Here is a 14,038-nt window from a genome sequence, read left to right as displayed (position 1 = left end):
AATCGGTCGAAAAATGACCGATGCTGATGCGCTTCAGGTAAAAAATATCCCTGCAATGTTGCAGGGATATTAATGTCAGCGAATTATGTTTTGTGAGTTAAATCACGAAATCAGTCGCACTGAACCTTGATTGCAAGACCGCCGCGTGATGTTTCACGGTATTTGGCGTTCATGTCTTTCCCGGTTTCATACATGGTTTCGATGACTTTATCGAGAGAAACACGCGGTGCGCTGGTACGGCGCATAGCCATACGGGCAGCGTTGATCGCTTTCACAGAGGCAATGGCGTTACGTTCGATGCACGGCACCTGAACCTGACCGGCAACCGGGTCACAGGTTAAACCCAGGTTGTGTTCCATACCGATTTCAGCGGCCACACAGACCTGTTCAGGGCTGCCGCCGAGGATTTCAGTCAGACCGGCTGCCGCCATTGAGCAGGCCACACCGACTTCGCCCTGACAACCAACTTCCGCACCGGAGATAGACGCGTTCATTTTGTACAGAATGCCGACCGCGCCGCAGGCGAGGAAGTAGCGGAGATAGGTTTCCGGTGTCACTTTCTCGATGCAGTGATCATAATACGCCAGTACCGCAGGGACGATCCCGCAGGCACCGTTTGTCGGTGCGGTAACCACACGGCCGCCCGCTGCGTTTTCTTCGTTGACAGCCAGAGCAAACATATTGACCAGGTCAACCACGTTCATCGGGTCTTTGGAGAGTTTACCGGCGGAGTTGATCAGGCGGTTCAGTGCAGCGGCACGGCGCGGCACACGCAGCGGCCCCGGCAGAATGCCTTCGGTTTCCAGACCGTGAGCGATACAGTCAGTCATGGTTTTGTAGACATCGGCGAAATACGCGTCGATCTCTTCACGGCTGTGCATATCCAGCTCATTTTTCAGCATCAGGGAGGAGACGGAAAGCCCGGTCTGATGACAGTGATTCAGCAGCTCTTCCGCTGAGGCATACGGGTAGGATACCGGTGTTTCGTTGGCGTTATCCTGACCGAAATGCTCGGCATCGACGATAAACCCGCCGCCGATGGAGTAATAGGTTTTGGTGTACAGCTCTTCATCACCGGCAAATGCGGTGATACTCATGCCGTTTTCGTGCAGCGGCAGGTTACCGGTGTGGAAATTCATGCCGCCTTCACGCGGGAAGTCCACAGTCTGCTGACCATTGGCCAGGGACAGACGCTCAGTCTCTTCGACATCGCGGATAAAACCGGCGATACCATCGATATCGACAGTTGCCGGCAAGTTACCGGCCAGACCCATAATGATAGCGATATCGGTATGGTGACCTTTCCCGGTTAAGGAGAGTGATCCGTAGACATCAACAGAAACGCGGGTCACGCGGGAAATCAGACCTTTTTCAACCAACTCATCAGCAAACTGCTTCCCGGCTTTCATCGGCCCTACGGTGTGGGAGCTGGAAGGACCAATCCCCACTTTAAACATGTCAAAAACGCTAATCACGTCAGACTCCTTAAAAAACAATGTAATAGTGATTTATCGTAAAGCGCGTTACTTTACTGTTATTTGCTCACACGGATAAAGTAGTTTATCGCATTTTTCACTGCGGAACAGCGCTTTCGGATAAAATTCGGGCATACCTGATGAAAAAAAGCAGGGGGAAATAGGGCAGAAGTGTGAATTCGGTTACAAATCAATCATTTTTCACTTGCGTTGCGAGGCGATATAAAATACCCGCTGTTAACCCCCAAATCATCCGTCCCTCATATAAGTAAAAATAGAGGCGGCGCTCCACAGTATTGCGGGTCATATCAATGTAGCGGTAGCGGCTCAGATCGAGGGCGGCATCCAGCGGCAGCTCAAAAATATCTGACACTTCCTGCGGGTTACCGGCCAGCGGCAGATATGGCGGAATAATCCCGACCACCGGGGTGACCCGGAAGCCGGTCACACTGTCCACCGGTGCCATTTGTCCCAGTACCTGCACGGCCTGTGGCGGAATGCCGACTTCCTCACGCGCTTCGCGCAGTGCGGTGGCGATGGGGGAAATCTCGCCCGGATCTGCCGCGCCGCCGGGCAGGGCAATCTGTCCCGGATGAGAGCGCAGCGATACCGCCCGTTGTGTCAGCAGGATCCCTGGCCGGGCTTTATTGGTGATAGGCAGCAAAACGGCGGCCCGGCGATCCCGCTCACCGGCAATTTCTGCTTCGGAAGGGCGGGTTAACTGAAACCGGGGAATAAAGCGCTCAAGCGGACTCATAATATTTTCTCCGGCAGTACCGTCAGTATGCGGCCCAGTTTATCGAACGTTTCCTGGTATTCATCTGCGGCACGGCTGTCTGCGACAATCCCGCCGCCTGCCCGGCAATAAAGGTGATTATTTTCCGCAATCAGGGTTCTGATCGCGATATTGGTATCCATGGTGCCACAGGCGCTGATATAACCGACGGAGCCGCAATAGGTGTGGCGGCGGACAGGTTCGAGCTCTTCAATAATTTCCATCGCGCGGATTTTCGGCGCACCGGTAATCGAACCGCCCGGGAAGCAGGCGCGCAGTAACTGTGCTGCCCGGCATGCCGCCGGTAACTGTGCGGTGATGGTGCTGACCAGATGCCAGACTGCCGGGAACGGCTCGACCGCAAACAGTGACGGCACACTGACCGAGCCGGGAAGTGCCACCCGGCCGATATCATTGCGCATCAGATCCACAATCATCAGGTTTTCCGAGCGATCTTTCTCTGACGCGGCCAGCGCCTGTTTTTCTGCTTCGTCGGCCTGCGGATCAGCGGGATGACGCGGACGGGTGCCTTTAATCGGGCGGGTTTCTGCGGTGCCGTCTTTCAGCCACAGAAAGCGCTCCGGTGAAACCGACAGAATGGCGGCTTCCGGCAGACGGAGAAACGCGGAAAACGGTGCCCGGTTTTCGTCATTCAGCCGCAGAAACGCCTGCCATTCATCCCCCTCATACGGGGCGGAAAAACCCTGTGACAGATTGACCTGATAACAATCACCGGCCTGCAGATAGTTATGAATACGGGCAATTTTTTCGTGATATTCCGCTTCGGTCATATCGGACTGCCAGTGGCCGGTCAGGGCGAAAGGCAGACTCTCCGGTGCCTTCTGATTCTCCAGCCAGTGCAGACGCGCGGCGGGATCGGTATAGGTAATTAATGTGGCGCAGCGGCGCTGGTGGTCAACAATCACCGCCCAGTCGTAAATGCCTATGGCCATATCCGGCACCGACAGCTCATTACGTGCCAGTGACGGCAGAGACTCGGTACGCCGCCCGAGATCATAGCCCCATAATCCCATCGCGCCGCCCGCAAACGGATAGTCATCGTGCGGTTGCGGATCCAGTCCGCACTGTGTCAGCGCCGCATCCAGTAACTGAAACGGGTCATCATTTTGACGGAGGCGCTGCCCCCGGCTATCTTCAGTTAAGGTCTCATCGCCTCTGGTGGTGAGTGTCATCAGGGGATCGGCGGTCAGAATATCAAAGCGGTTATGCTGATGCTGAGCACTGCCGGAGTGCAGCAGCATGGCCCACGGCTGATGTGACAGCGGGGCAAACAGGGTCAGGGCGAGACCGGGATGATAGTCAAGTGGTGTCAGTACAGGTACGGAATGTGATGTCATAATTCAGTCTGTCAGTAATCTGTGTCCGGAAACTGGCGGTTATCTTATCGGAAAACAGGCGGATGCGTCCCGCCATCTTTATGAGTATAATGTGTTTTTTACTGAAATGTTATAGAAGGTGATTATGTTTACCGGAATGCCCGCGTTAAGTCATGAAGAACAGCAGGCCGCAGTTGAGCGGATCCACACCCTGATGCAGCAAGGTATGAGCAGTGGTGAGGCTATCGCACAGGTCGCGGCGGAGTTACGCGAACGGCATCACGGCGGTGAGCAGATCCGCGCGCTGTTTGATGAGGAAGATGACGACAGCGAAGAATAGAAACAAATATTTAACAAATGTCACAATTTCCTGATAATAAATATGTTACTTTGCAGCAATAAGCATTAAGTGAAATTTAATTAAGCGCTATTGTATAAAAATGACATTTAGTCTCTTTCGGGATTAAAACAGGAGGTTTTATGAAGGCAATGAATCTGTTCACCCGTACCGGATTGGCAGGCGCAGGTATTCTGCTGGCATTCACCGTCAGCGCACAGGCTCCGGCCACGGCGGAAGTCAAAAATGAGCGTATGGTGACTTTCCCGGCGTGTGAATCGCTGAATAAAGATCAGATAGCGGCACAGGTAAAATATGACTTTGTGCAGAGCCGCTACCCGCGCTGGCAGGATGATAAAGCGCTGCTGGGCAGCAAGCCGGTTGCCTGGGTGAATGTGGCGGAAGTGACTGAGAAAGACGGTAATTACAGTGTGCCGCTGGTTGTGCGCGGCTCGAAAAAACAGGTCAGTTACACCGTTGATATCAATTGTGCGGCGAAGACCATGACATACAGTCTGCCGCAGTAATGATACTGGCTGTTAAACCGTAAAAAGGCGTGCTCAGGCACGCCTTTATTATATTCAGCGTTTGGCATTCGGCTCATACGGCAGGCGGGAAAGCCCGGCACTGCGCTGGCGGTAAAACACCAGACGTTCGGCAAAATAGGCGCGCAGGGATTCAGGCAGTGTCTGCTGCACCTGCTCGGCGATCACCGGCATGTTATAGCGCTCTTTAAAGGCGACACCGGATGCGGCTAAGTCCGCATTGATTTTATCCATCTCTTCCTGACTGAGTTCGGCAAGATTATAACTCACGATATGCTCCTGTAACGGCTGACGGCCTTAACTTAACTGAGCTGCCGCCTGACTGCAAGCCCGGATTGACGTGTATTCGGCATCCCCATAAAGAGAATGCGATTAATTCTGATTATCTTTACAAAATCATTTTGTTTTCAATATGTTGTGAATTTATTAAATAGCACTTTTCTTCCCGGCAGGAGTGTGCATAATGACCGCAGATGATGAAATAAACGACTGACAGGAGCCTGTATATGTTAAAGCCGGATATGGTCAATCAACTGAATGCCCAGCTGAATCTTGAATTTTATTCCTCAAATTTATATCTGCAGATGAGTGCATGGTGTGCAGATAAAGGCTACGAAGGTGCTGCCGCATTCCTGAAAGCGCACGCAGCGGAAGAAATGGAGCATATGCAGCGCCTGTTTAATTACCTCAGCGATACCGGCGCGATGCCGCTGCTCGGGGCCATAGATGCACCACCGTCAGAATTCAGTTCAGTGAGTGATATTTTCACCCTGACGCTGGAACATGAAAAATTAATTACTGATGAAATTAATAAGCTGGTTCATGCTGCGCTGACCTCACAGGATTACTCTACCTTTAACTTCCTGCAGTGGTATGTGGCTGAGCAGCACGAAGAAGAAAAACTGTTCAAATCTGTGCTGGATAAATTCGCAATGGTGGGTGATAGTGGTAAGTCGCTGTTCCTGCTGGATAAAGATCTGGGCCGTATGGCAAGCGAACCATCCGCAAGCTGATTATTTCTGACAGCATTATTATTTATAATATAGCCACACAATTATCATAATATACTGATATTTGTGTGGTTTTTATTTGTGTTACCGATCACAAAAAACACTCTCCGGCCTGTGAAGGTTTCCGCAATGCCCCCGGTTGCGCTAGTATGTCCCGCATAATTACATCACCTGCAAAAATGAGGCATACCATCATGTTAACCAACCTGACCGCGCACTGGCGCAAATTATCTGCTGTTGTTGTTTTATTTGTCGGTTTATCCGGCCAGCAGGCGTTTGCTCACGCTCATGTCAAAACCCTGGTTCCGGCGGCAGATGCGGCGGTGACCGGCTCACCGGAAAATATCTCTCTGGATTTTTCGGAAGGGATTGAACTGAAATTCAGTAAAATCAGCGTGAAAGATGCACAGAATAAACCGGTTGCTGCCGGAAAACCGGAGCTGGCGGAAGGGAATGATACCCGTCTGATCCTGCCGCTGACAGAAACTCTGCCGGCCGGTGTCTATCACGTTGAATGGAAAGTGGTTTCTGTTGACGGGCACAAAACCAACGGTGACTATCAGTTTACGGTGAAATAAACCGGTTATGGAACTGACACCGGAAGCGCTGCTGATTATCTGCCGCTTCATTCATTTTACGGCCGTGATGCTCCTTGCGGGCTGCGGCCTGTTCACTGTTCTGCTGCCCGGTGACCGGGTGGCACTGCTGCTGCGGGTCCGTCTGCGTTATACCGCCCGCAGTGCAGCTGTGTTTACGGTCCTGACAACGTTCCTCTGGCTGCTGTTACAGGCAGCACTGATGGGGGACGGCTGGGCGGATATGCAGGATCCGGATATTATCCTCGCGGTGCTTTCCACCTCTTTCGGGGAGATCTGGCGCTGGCAGCTGGTGCTTGCCGTTATTCTCTGCGGCGGACTGCTGCTGCCGTCCGGCCGGGCGCAAAGCTGCCTGTTTCTGATCTGTGCTGCGGCGATGCTGACTCTGCACGCCTTTACCGGCCACGGCATGCTGCACAGCGGCTGGACAGGGCGGCTCTATCAGTTTAATCAGGTTGTTCACCTGCTCAGTGCCGCTTACTGGTTCGGCGGGTTGTGGCCGTTCCTGGTCTGTCTGCTGATCCTGTTGCGGCGTGACACACTCGCGCAGGGACTGCCGAAAGAAGTGGTGGCAACCCTGATCCGTTTTTCAAACCTGGGGCATCTTGCTGTCTTTCTGGTACTGGCAACCGGTCTTATCAGCACCATGCTGCTGTTGCCGGACTGGCCGCAGTGGAGCGGCAGTGATTATCAGGCACTGTTATGGCTGAAAACCGGGCTGGTGCTGACGATGGTGCTGCTGGCGGTGATAAACCGTTATGCGGTGGTACCGAAAATCGCACAATCAGGCCGCTTCCGCCTGTTGATGATTAACAGCTGGGTTGAGATAATTCTCGGCACACTGGCCATTTTAATGGTGGCGATTTTTGCAACTTATCAGCCTGCATAACTCCGGACAGGCTGACAACCGGGACACACTATGAAGAAAGCTCTGGCATTTATTCCTCTTTTACTGGCAGGTGCGGCACAGGCTGCGCCGCTGAAAACCATCAGCAAGTTTGAGTTTGGTGAAAAGTGGCCGTTTACCCGTGAGGAAGTGATGATCAACTGCCGGGACGGAAATGCACTGTGGGTGATTAATCCGTCGACACTGATGTCGTATCCGCTGAATGATGTGGCGGCACAACAGGCAAAAGAGCAGAAAATAAAGGTGACTGATCTCTCAGTTATCACATTAAAACAAACCGGAGACACGGAAAAAGGCATGGATCTTACTCCGATCATTGAGGCTGCCGGTGCGCTGTGTGGTGATAAATAACACATATTAATTATGAAATTTAACGATTAATATTCGGTTATTAATTAACCATCTGAAATATAAGCCATTTAAATCAGATATATGTTAACGATTTGATAAATAAATATTTTGCATATGTAACCAAACCGACTAATCTTAATCATGTAGGTTGTACGATATTTTCAATGGCAATTTTAGCGCACGGCTCGCTATGAGCCTTTTTCCCTGGACCGGATAGAGGACTTTATCCGGTCTCTTTTTTATTCCCGCCGTTCTTCTCCCTCATTTTCACGAAAAATGCGAAAGGATTTGTAATAATCCTATAGGGCTGCCCCGTTATTTGATATAAATTAAACATTACTTTAACCGGATAATTAACCCGTAACTGTAGTGTGACACATGAATAAACTCGCGCTTTATCAGGATTTAACCCGCCGTTTAACATCGCTTATCAGTGATGAGAAAGATGTCATCGCGACACTGTCCAATGTCAGTGCCGTCCTTTTTGACGAGCTGGAACAGATAAACTGGGCCGGATTCTATCTCCTTCAGGGGGATACCCTCGTGCTGGGGCCGTTCCAGGGGAAAGTGGCCTGTGTCCGCATTCCGGTTGGTCGTGGTGTCTGCGGAACTGCGGTTGCTCAGGGGCAGGTTATCCGTGTGGATGATGTGCATGATTTCGCCGGACATATTGCCTGTGATTCGGCCAGTAACTCAGAAATAGTGTTGCCGCTCGTGGTAAATGGTCAGATTATCGGCGTACTGGATATCGACAGCCCGGTTTTTAATCGTTTTGATAATAATGATGAAATTGGTCTCAAAGCCTTGAATGACGCGCTCTGCGCACATCTGGCAACGTGCTTTATGCCGAAATATCGTGAAATGATCGCAAGTTAGGCCTCCGGGAGCATAGCATTTGTCTGTAACACTATTATAATGACGCCTGTTCATGCCTGCTGGTTGGCAAAGCACCGTTGTAATCAGGAAAATTCATGGAAAATCAACCCAAGTTGAATAGCAGTAAAGAAATTATTTCATTTTTGGCTCAGCGCTTCCCGCAATGCTTTGTGGCAGAAGGCGAAGCCCGCCCGCTGAAAATCGGCATCTTCCGCGATATCGTCAGTCGTATCACTGAAGAAGATGGTATCAGTAAAACACAGTTACGTACCGCACTGCGGATGTACACCTCCAGCTGGCGCTATCTGTACGGCGTCAAAGAAGGGGCCAAACGTGTTGACCTGGATGGTAACGATTGCGGCGATCTGGAAGCGGAACATGTTGAACATGCCCGTACCCAGTTAGCGGAAGCGAAAGCCAGAGTCCAGGCGCAGCGCGCGCAGAAACGTGAGCAGGACGGTGAGAAAAAACCGCGTCCGGCAGATAAAGCCGCCGCTGACTCCCGCCGCAGCCGTACGGATAAGCCTAAAGCGCCGCGTACCGGTAAAGCTCCGTCGCCGAAATCCGCTGATGCACCACGTAAACCACGTGCACCACGTCCCGAATCTCAGTCTGAACTGACACCAATCACTGATATTCAGGCACTGAAGGTGGGGCAGCAACTGAAGGTGACAGTCGGTTCCGGCGTTATGGATGCGCAGGTTCTCGAGATCACCAAAGACGGTGTACGTGTTCAGCTGCCTTCAGGGTTGGCAATGATCGTGCGTGCGGAACACTTAAAATTCTGATACGGAGTCAACCGAGGCATGAACAAATTTTTACCCCTGGCGTTGCTCATCGGATTTAGTTTAACCGGCAATACGATGGCAAAAACCGGCACCTCTGCGCTGCCGGATGTCAAAATCAGCCAGCTGCCGGATACTCAGCAGGCACCGGAGCACTCCACGGTCAGTGAGCGTGTGACGTCCCGGTTTCTGCATTCCCATTACCGTCAGTTTCAGCTGGACGCCGAATTTTCAGCGAAAATTCTGGAACGTTATCTGAATCTGCTGGATTACAGCCACAACGTCTTTTTGGCGTCTGATGTGGCGAAATTCAGTAAAAACAAAGCAGATGTCGGCAATTATCTCCGCAAAGGGGAATTACAGCCGTTATACGATCTGTTTAACCTGTCACAAAAACGCCGTTTCGAGCGCTTTCAGTATGCACTGAACCGCCTGAAACAGCCGATGAATTTTGACGGCGACGATGTCATTGATGTGGACCGGAGCAAAGCACCGTGGCCGCAGACAGAAGCCGAGCTGGATAAACTGTGGGATGCCAAAGTCAAATATGACTGGCTGACCCTGAAACTGTCCGGCAAAGATGACAATGAAATCAAAGAAACCCTCACCAAGCGCTATACCTATGCTCTGAAGCGTCTGACACAGACGAAAAGTGAGGATGTTTTCCAGCTGATCATGACCGCGTTTGCCCGCGAGATCGATCCTCACACCAGTTATCTCTCCCCGCGCAATACCGAGCAGTTTAACTCAGAAATGAGCCTGTCTCTGGAAGGCATTGGTGCCGTGCTGCGGATGGATGATGATTACACTGTGATTAATTCACTGGTCGCCGGTGGTCCTGCGCTGAAGAGCAAGGAACTGGCGGTCGGGGATAAAATTCTGGCTGTTGGTCAGACCGGCAAGCCGATGGTGGATGTGGTCGGCTGGCGCCTGGATGATGTGGTATCACAAATCAAAGGTGCCAAAGGCAGTAAAGTCCGCCTGGAAGTGCTGGGTGATACCAAAGGGGCCAAACCACGTATTGTGACCCTGACCCGTGAGCAGATCCGTCTGGAAGACAGAGCGGTGAAAATGACCATCAAACAGGTCGGCGACCAGAAAGTCGCAGTGCTCAATATTCCGGGTTTCTATGTGGGTCTGACCAATGACACCAAAACCCAGCTGCAGAAACTGGCCAAAGAGAAAGTGGATGCGGTGATTATCGATCTGCGCGGTAACGGCGGCGGTGCACTGACAGAAGCGGTTGATCTGTCCGGCCTGTTTATCACCAGTGGTCCGGTGGTGCAGGTGCGGGATAACAACGGCCGTGTCCGTGAAGATGCGGACAGCGATGATGTTATCTACTACAAAGGTCCGCTGGTGGTGATGGTTGACCGCCTGAGCGCATCCGCGTCTGAGATTTTCGCAGCAGCCATGCAGGATTACGGCCGTGCACTGATTGTCGGTGAACCGACCTTCGGTAAAGGTACTGTGCAGCAGCATCGCCCTGTCAGCCGTATTTATGACCAGATGCTGCGCCCTGAATGGCCGGATCTGGGCTCTGTGCAATATACTATCCAGAAATTCTACCGTATTAACGGCGGCAGTACCCAGCGTAAAGGGGTAACGCCGGATATCATTATGCCGACCGGCTTTGATAACGACGATATCGGTGAAAGCTTTGAGGATAATGCATTACCGTGGGACAGCATTGCCCCGGCGCAGTATTCACAGACAGATATTATCCGCAAAGCGGTACCTGAACTGGCTCAGAAATATCAGGAACGTTCAAAAACCGATCCGGAATTCGCTTATATTTACGAAGACCTGGCACGGTTTAAAGCCAATAAACCGACTCAGTATATTATTTCCCTGAATTACGCGAAGCGTGATAAAGAAGATAAAGAGCTGGAAGGGATTAAGCTGAAACGGATTAATGAACGTTATGCCCGTGAAGGCAAGAAACCGCTGGCAAATCTCGAGGCACTGCCGAAAGATTATGAAGGGCCGGACGCGTATCTTGATGAAACCGTTAAGATTGCAGCAGATCTGGCAAAAGTGCCGGATATCAGTAAGAGTGCGCAATAACCTGTTATTTTACGGAATAACATCAATAAAAAAATCGACAGCATTCAGGCTGTCGATTTTTTTTGTGCCGCATAAACACAGCGGCACCGGCAATTCGTCGCGTATTAATTAAAAGAAGCGCGGTACAGAAATTGTCATAACTGCAGTGGTAATACGATCAAAAGTTGTTTTTGTGGATTTAATTAATTTAGCCATAACAATTCCTCCATTATTTCTGAAAATAATGTTCAATACTCAGGTGAACGTGTTTATCTGTTAATCTAAACTGGTACAGTTAATGTGCTGTATCGTTGGGATGTACTTTACTCATTAGTGTGAGTTCAATCAAGTTTTCACTCAAAAGAAGTTGAGCGCAATAAAATCAATTTTAACTCATAAAATATACGATTTTGTAAAGAAAACGGTACACCTGACAGTGATACACGGAAAATAAAGGAATTCTGATGATATTTCGTACACAATTCAGCACGGTACTGGGTGAAATGTCGGCAGCGGCAACAGAGCAGGGTGTTTGTTTTCTGGAATTTACGGAAGACAACCGCCGTGAAGATACCTTACAGCTGGTTTCTTCCCGGCTGAAAATGGCGGTAACAGACGGAAATCATCCTCACCTGGCGTTGCTGGAGTCACAACTGCAGGACTATTTTGCCGGTAAACGGATGATATTTACCGTTCCGCTGGTGCTGCCGGGAACGCCTTTTCAGCAAAAAGTCTGGGATGCATTATTGTCTGTGCCGTTTGGCAGCACCGTTACTTACAGTATGCTGGCGGTGTCATTATCCTCACCGCGCGCTGTCCGGGCTGTCGGGCGGGCCAACGGGATGAATCCGGTTTCCGTGCTGGTACCGTGTCACCGCGTTACCGGCAAAAACGGCGAACTGACCGGCTATGCAGGAGGAACGGACCGCAAAGCCTGGTTACTGGCTCATGAAAAACAGGTTAAAGGAGCATCAGCATGATTTTCTGTAAACGGGTTTATGATGAGGTCGCGGAAAGTGACGGTTACCGGGTACTGGTTGACCGGTTGTGGCCGCGCGGAATTAAAAAAACCGATCTGAATTACGATGAATGGAATAAGGATGTTGCGCCGGATACGGAATTACGCAAGTGGTTCCACGCTAACAGTGATCAGTTTCCGGAGTTTGAACGGCGTTACCGTGAAGAGCTGGAGAGCAGGCCGCAAAGCTGGCAACCGCTGGTGGCCAGAGCGGTGCAGGGCAATCTGACACTGTTGTTTGCGGCAAAAGATAAAGAACATAACCAGGCTAAAGTGCTGAAGGCATTTCTGGAAGAAAAATTATCCTGATGACATATCGGCGGCCTGACTGACGCGCAGGTACAGGCAGACAGGCGAACGGAAAACGTAAGCGCCACGGATGGCGCGATCCGAGCGTACAGGGATGTATTTACAGCGTTTTTTCGTTCTGTCTGCCTGTACCGGAAGCGTCACAGCACAAAAAATCCCGGCGAACCGGGATTTTTCAGCAAAGAAGATAATTCAGCGTATCAGCTCAGGATCTTATTCTCTGCCAGGCTCAGGGCGAAATAACTGAAAATTAAATCTGCCCCGGCACGTTTGATGGAGCCGAGAGTCTCCAGTGCAACGCGGGTTTCATCAATAGCACCGGCCTGTGCAGCCAGTTTGATCATCGCGTATTCACCGCTCACCTGATAGGCCGCCAGCGGCAGATTTGAACGCTCGCGCACATCGCGCAGAATATCCAGATAAGCTCCGGCCGGTTTCACCATCAGCATATCCGCACCTTCCTGCTCATCAATCAGGGATTCACGGATAGCCTCGCGGCGGTTCATCGGATCCATCTGATAGGTTTTGCGGTCGCCTTTCAGGCAGGAACCGGCTGCATCACGGAACGGGCCGTAAAGGGCAGAGGCGAATTTGGTGGAGTAGGACACAATCCCGGTCTGATGGAACCCGGCGGCATCCAGTGCCAGACGGATAGCCCGTACCTGGCCGTCCTGGGCTGCGGAAGGCGCGATAAAATCAGCCCCTGCCTGTGCGGCAACCACTGCCTGTAACCCGAGGTTATGCAGGGTTTCGTCGTTATCGACCACGCCGTCATGCACCACACCGCAGTGCCCGTGGCTGGTGTATTCACAGAAACAGGTATCGGACATCACCACCATCTCAGGCACGGTCTCTTTGCAGATACGGGACATCCGCGCAACCAGACCATCTTCCGCCCAGGCATCACTGCCGGTTGCATCCAGATGATGTGAAACACCGAAAGTCATGACGGATTTGATACCGGCTTTGGCGATCCGCTCGATTTCGTAAGCGAGGCGCTTTTCCGGAATGCGCATAACGCCGGGCATGCTGTCGATGGCTTTATAGTCATCAGCGCCTTCTTCGACAAAAATCGGTAACGCGAGATCATTGAGGCTTAATGAGGTTTCCCGGAACAGATCACGCATCTGCGGGGTCTGACGAATTCTTCTGAGACGCTGGATGTCATGTTGCATAACGACAGTTGCTCCTTATTTCATAAAAAATAATGCGGTCAGTATAAACCTTTCAGAGGGGGATGGGGTACAGGCAGAAAAAAATAAGGCTCCGCAGAGGGAGCCTGAAAACGATGTGCGTTTATCTTCAGAATATAATACGGGCGATTTTATTGAGCTCTGAGATAAAACGTCTGATATTTTTTATTGCAGGTAACATAATTGCGTTCTTGTTTATTGCGTTCTCACAATTCGATGACATAACTTTAGCACTTTGTTGATGAGTGTCAATCTTTCTCACAAATTAAATTTAACATTTAAACTAAATTTGATTTGAACCGATACAGCTCAAAAATGCTCAGTCTGTCCGTCAGAGACGGTTACGGTAAAATGCGACCACACAGAAGGACGCGGTGACGTTGTCTAACTCTTTTAAGAAGCGGGCTAAAAATCGCATAATGAGTGTCCTTATGTTGTTGTGATCTGTATCTCAAAATTGCCCCTTTTTGTGATAACA

The 14,038-nt window shown here is 50.8% G+C and carries 16 protein-coding genes; 11 read left to right on the top strand and 5 right to left on the bottom strand.

Translation table 11 applies throughout. The features are described from left to right. Window positions 1–110: 110 nt before the first annotated feature. The 3 genes from X965_RS07640 to pabB all read right to left on the bottom strand — a co-directional run bounded on the left by X965_RS07640 (window position 111) and on the right by pabB (window position 3,608). The gene (locus X965_RS07640; RefSeq protein WP_015422671.1) at window positions 111–1,475 is read right to left on the bottom strand and encodes an L-serine ammonia-lyase; all 1,365 of its coding nucleotides are present in this window, start codon (window positions 1,473–1,475) and stop codon (window positions 111–113) included. A 190-nt stretch (window positions 1,476–1,665) separates the two neighbouring features. Continuing rightward, entirely contained in the window at window positions 1,666–2,232 is a 567-nt protein-coding gene (locus X965_RS07635; protein WP_004237382.1) for a CoA pyrophosphatase, read from the bottom strand. Then, a complete protein-coding gene (pabB, locus tag X965_RS07630; RefSeq protein WP_036417618.1) occupies window positions 2,229–3,608 on the bottom strand; it encodes an aminodeoxychorismate synthase component 1 in 1,380 nt (459 codons plus the stop codon). Before pabB ends, X965_RS07635 begins: the two co-directional genes overlap by 4 nt. A 124-nt stretch (window positions 3,609–3,732) precedes the next feature. Between pabB and X965_RS07625 the strand changes: the two genes are divergently transcribed. Together X965_RS07625 and yebF are read left to right on the top strand one after the other, a co-directional pair. Further along, on the top strand, window positions 3,733–3,927 hold the full coding sequence (locus tag X965_RS07625; protein WP_004237379.1) for a YoaH family protein: 195 nt from the start codon (window positions 3,733–3,735) through the stop codon (window positions 3,925–3,927). Window positions 3,928–4,067: 140 nt separating this feature from the next. Continuing rightward, on the top strand, window positions 4,068–4,451 hold the full coding sequence (gene yebF, locus X965_RS07620) for a protein YebF (protein WP_004237378.1): 384 nt from the start codon (window positions 4,068–4,070) through the stop codon (window positions 4,449–4,451). Between the two features lie 54 nt (window positions 4,452–4,505). Here the strand turns inward: yebF and X965_RS07615 are convergent, their stop codons facing one another. Further along, window positions 4,506–4,739, bottom strand: a complete 234-nt coding sequence (locus X965_RS07615) for a DNA polymerase III subunit theta (protein WP_004239531.1) — start codon at window positions 4,737–4,739, stop codon at window positions 4,506–4,508. Window positions 4,740–4,975: 236 nt separating this feature from the next. Here X965_RS07615 and ftnA point away from each other — a divergent pair, with 236 nt between their 5' ends. From ftnA to X965_RS07570, 9 genes are all read left to right on the top strand, one after another. Further along, the gene (gene ftnA, locus X965_RS07610) at window positions 4,976–5,482 is read left to right on the top strand and encodes a non-heme ferritin (RefSeq protein WP_004237376.1); all 507 of its coding nucleotides are present in this window, start codon (window positions 4,976–4,978) and stop codon (window positions 5,480–5,482) included. 191 nt (window positions 5,483–5,673) lie between these two features. Further along, complete coding sequence (gene copC / locus X965_RS07605) at window positions 5,674–6,057, top strand: copper homeostasis periplasmic binding protein CopC (RefSeq protein ID WP_036417616.1); 384 nt, start codon at window positions 5,674–5,676, stop codon at window positions 6,055–6,057. A 7-nt stretch (window positions 6,058–6,064) separates the two neighbouring features. Continuing rightward, window positions 6,065–6,964 carry a copper homeostasis membrane protein CopD gene (gene copD, locus X965_RS07600; protein ID WP_051997319.1) on the top strand — a complete coding sequence of 300 codons (900 nt, stop codon included), beginning with the start codon at window positions 6,065–6,067 and terminating at the stop codon, window positions 6,962–6,964. Between the two features lie 30 nt (window positions 6,965–6,994). Continuing rightward, entirely contained in the window at window positions 6,995–7,333 is a 339-nt protein-coding gene (locus X965_RS07595; RefSeq protein ID WP_036417614.1) for a YebY family protein, read from the top strand. Window positions 7,334–7,711: 378 nt separating this feature from the next. After that, the gene (locus tag X965_RS07590) at window positions 7,712–8,209 is read left to right on the top strand and encodes a GAF domain-containing protein (RefSeq protein WP_036417612.1); all 498 of its coding nucleotides are present in this window, start codon (window positions 7,712–7,714) and stop codon (window positions 8,207–8,209) included. A 95-nt stretch (window positions 8,210–8,304) separates the two neighbouring features. Further along, a complete protein-coding gene (gene proQ, locus X965_RS07585; RefSeq protein WP_004239523.1) occupies window positions 8,305–8,997 on the top strand; it encodes an RNA chaperone ProQ in 693 nt (230 codons plus the stop codon). An 18-nt stretch (window positions 8,998–9,015) separates the two neighbouring features. Then, window positions 9,016–11,061 carry a carboxy terminal-processing peptidase gene (gene prc, locus X965_RS07580; RefSeq protein ID WP_004239522.1) on the top strand — a complete coding sequence of 682 codons (2,046 nt, stop codon included), beginning with the start codon at window positions 9,016–9,018 and terminating at the stop codon, window positions 11,059–11,061. 443 nt (window positions 11,062–11,504) lie between these two features. Next, on the top strand, window positions 11,505–12,020 hold the full coding sequence (locus tag X965_RS07575; protein WP_032098230.1) for a methylated-DNA--[protein]-cysteine S-methyltransferase: 516 nt from the start codon (window positions 11,505–11,507) through the stop codon (window positions 12,018–12,020). Continuing rightward, on the top strand, window positions 12,017–12,367 hold the full coding sequence (locus X965_RS07570; protein WP_004237368.1) for a DUF488 domain-containing protein: 351 nt from the start codon (window positions 12,017–12,019) through the stop codon (window positions 12,365–12,367). The genes X965_RS07575 and X965_RS07570 overlap by 4 nt, the downstream gene beginning before the upstream one ends. Window positions 12,368–12,567: 200 nt before the next feature. On the opposite strand, the gene hemB is transcribed toward X965_RS07570, so the two are convergent. Next, a complete protein-coding gene (gene hemB / locus X965_RS07565) occupies window positions 12,568–13,542 on the bottom strand; it encodes a porphobilinogen synthase (RefSeq protein WP_032098231.1) in 975 nt (324 codons plus the stop codon). Window positions 13,543–14,038: the final 496 nt, after the last annotated feature.

Source organism: Morganella sp. EGD-HP17 (assembly GCF_000512315.2).
Taxonomy (GTDB): Bacteria; Pseudomonadota; Gammaproteobacteria; order Enterobacterales; family Enterobacteriaceae; genus Morganella; species Morganella morganii.
Note: the sequence above shows the minus strand (reverse complement) of the source record. Positions and strands in the feature narration are given on the sequence as shown.

Excerpts from the sequence above, each read along its gene's own strand:
- X965_RS07635 (WP_004237382.1), bottom strand. The coding sequence starts at position 2,232 with ATGAGTCCGCTTGAGCGCTTTATTCCCCGGTTTCAGTTAACCCGCCCT.
- pabB (WP_036417618.1), bottom strand. The coding sequence starts at position 3,608 with ATGACATCACATTCCGTACCTGTACTGACACCACTTGACTATCATCCC.
- X965_RS07625 (WP_004237379.1), top strand. The coding sequence starts at position 3,733 with ATGTTTACCGGAATGCCCGCGTTAAGTCATGAAGAACAGCAGGCCGCA.
- yebF (WP_004237378.1), top strand. The coding sequence starts at position 4,068 with ATGAAGGCAATGAATCTGTTCACCCGTACCGGATTGGCAGGCGCAGGT.
- ftnA (WP_004237376.1), top strand. The coding sequence starts at position 4,976 with ATGTTAAAGCCGGATATGGTCAATCAACTGAATGCCCAGCTGAATCTT.
- copC (WP_036417616.1), top strand. The coding sequence starts at position 5,674 with ATGTTAACCAACCTGACCGCGCACTGGCGCAAATTATCTGCTGTTGTT.
- copD (WP_051997319.1), top strand. The coding sequence starts at position 6,065 with ATGGAACTGACACCGGAAGCGCTGCTGATTATCTGCCGCTTCATTCAT.
- X965_RS07595 (WP_036417614.1), top strand. The coding sequence starts at position 6,995 with ATGAAGAAAGCTCTGGCATTTATTCCTCTTTTACTGGCAGGTGCGGCA.
- X965_RS07590 (WP_036417612.1), top strand. The coding sequence starts at position 7,712 with ATGAATAAACTCGCGCTTTATCAGGATTTAACCCGCCGTTTAACATCG.
- proQ (WP_004239523.1), top strand. The coding sequence starts at position 8,305 with ATGGAAAATCAACCCAAGTTGAATAGCAGTAAAGAAATTATTTCATTT.
- prc (WP_004239522.1), top strand. The coding sequence starts at position 9,016 with ATGAACAAATTTTTACCCCTGGCGTTGCTCATCGGATTTAGTTTAACC.
- X965_RS07575 (WP_032098230.1), top strand. The coding sequence starts at position 11,505 with ATGATATTTCGTACACAATTCAGCACGGTACTGGGTGAAATGTCGGCA.
- X965_RS07570 (WP_004237368.1), top strand. The coding sequence starts at position 12,017 with ATGATTTTCTGTAAACGGGTTTATGATGAGGTCGCGGAAAGTGACGGT.
- hemB (WP_032098231.1), bottom strand. The coding sequence starts at position 13,542 with ATGCAACATGACATCCAGCGTCTCAGAAGAATTCGTCAGACCCCGCAG.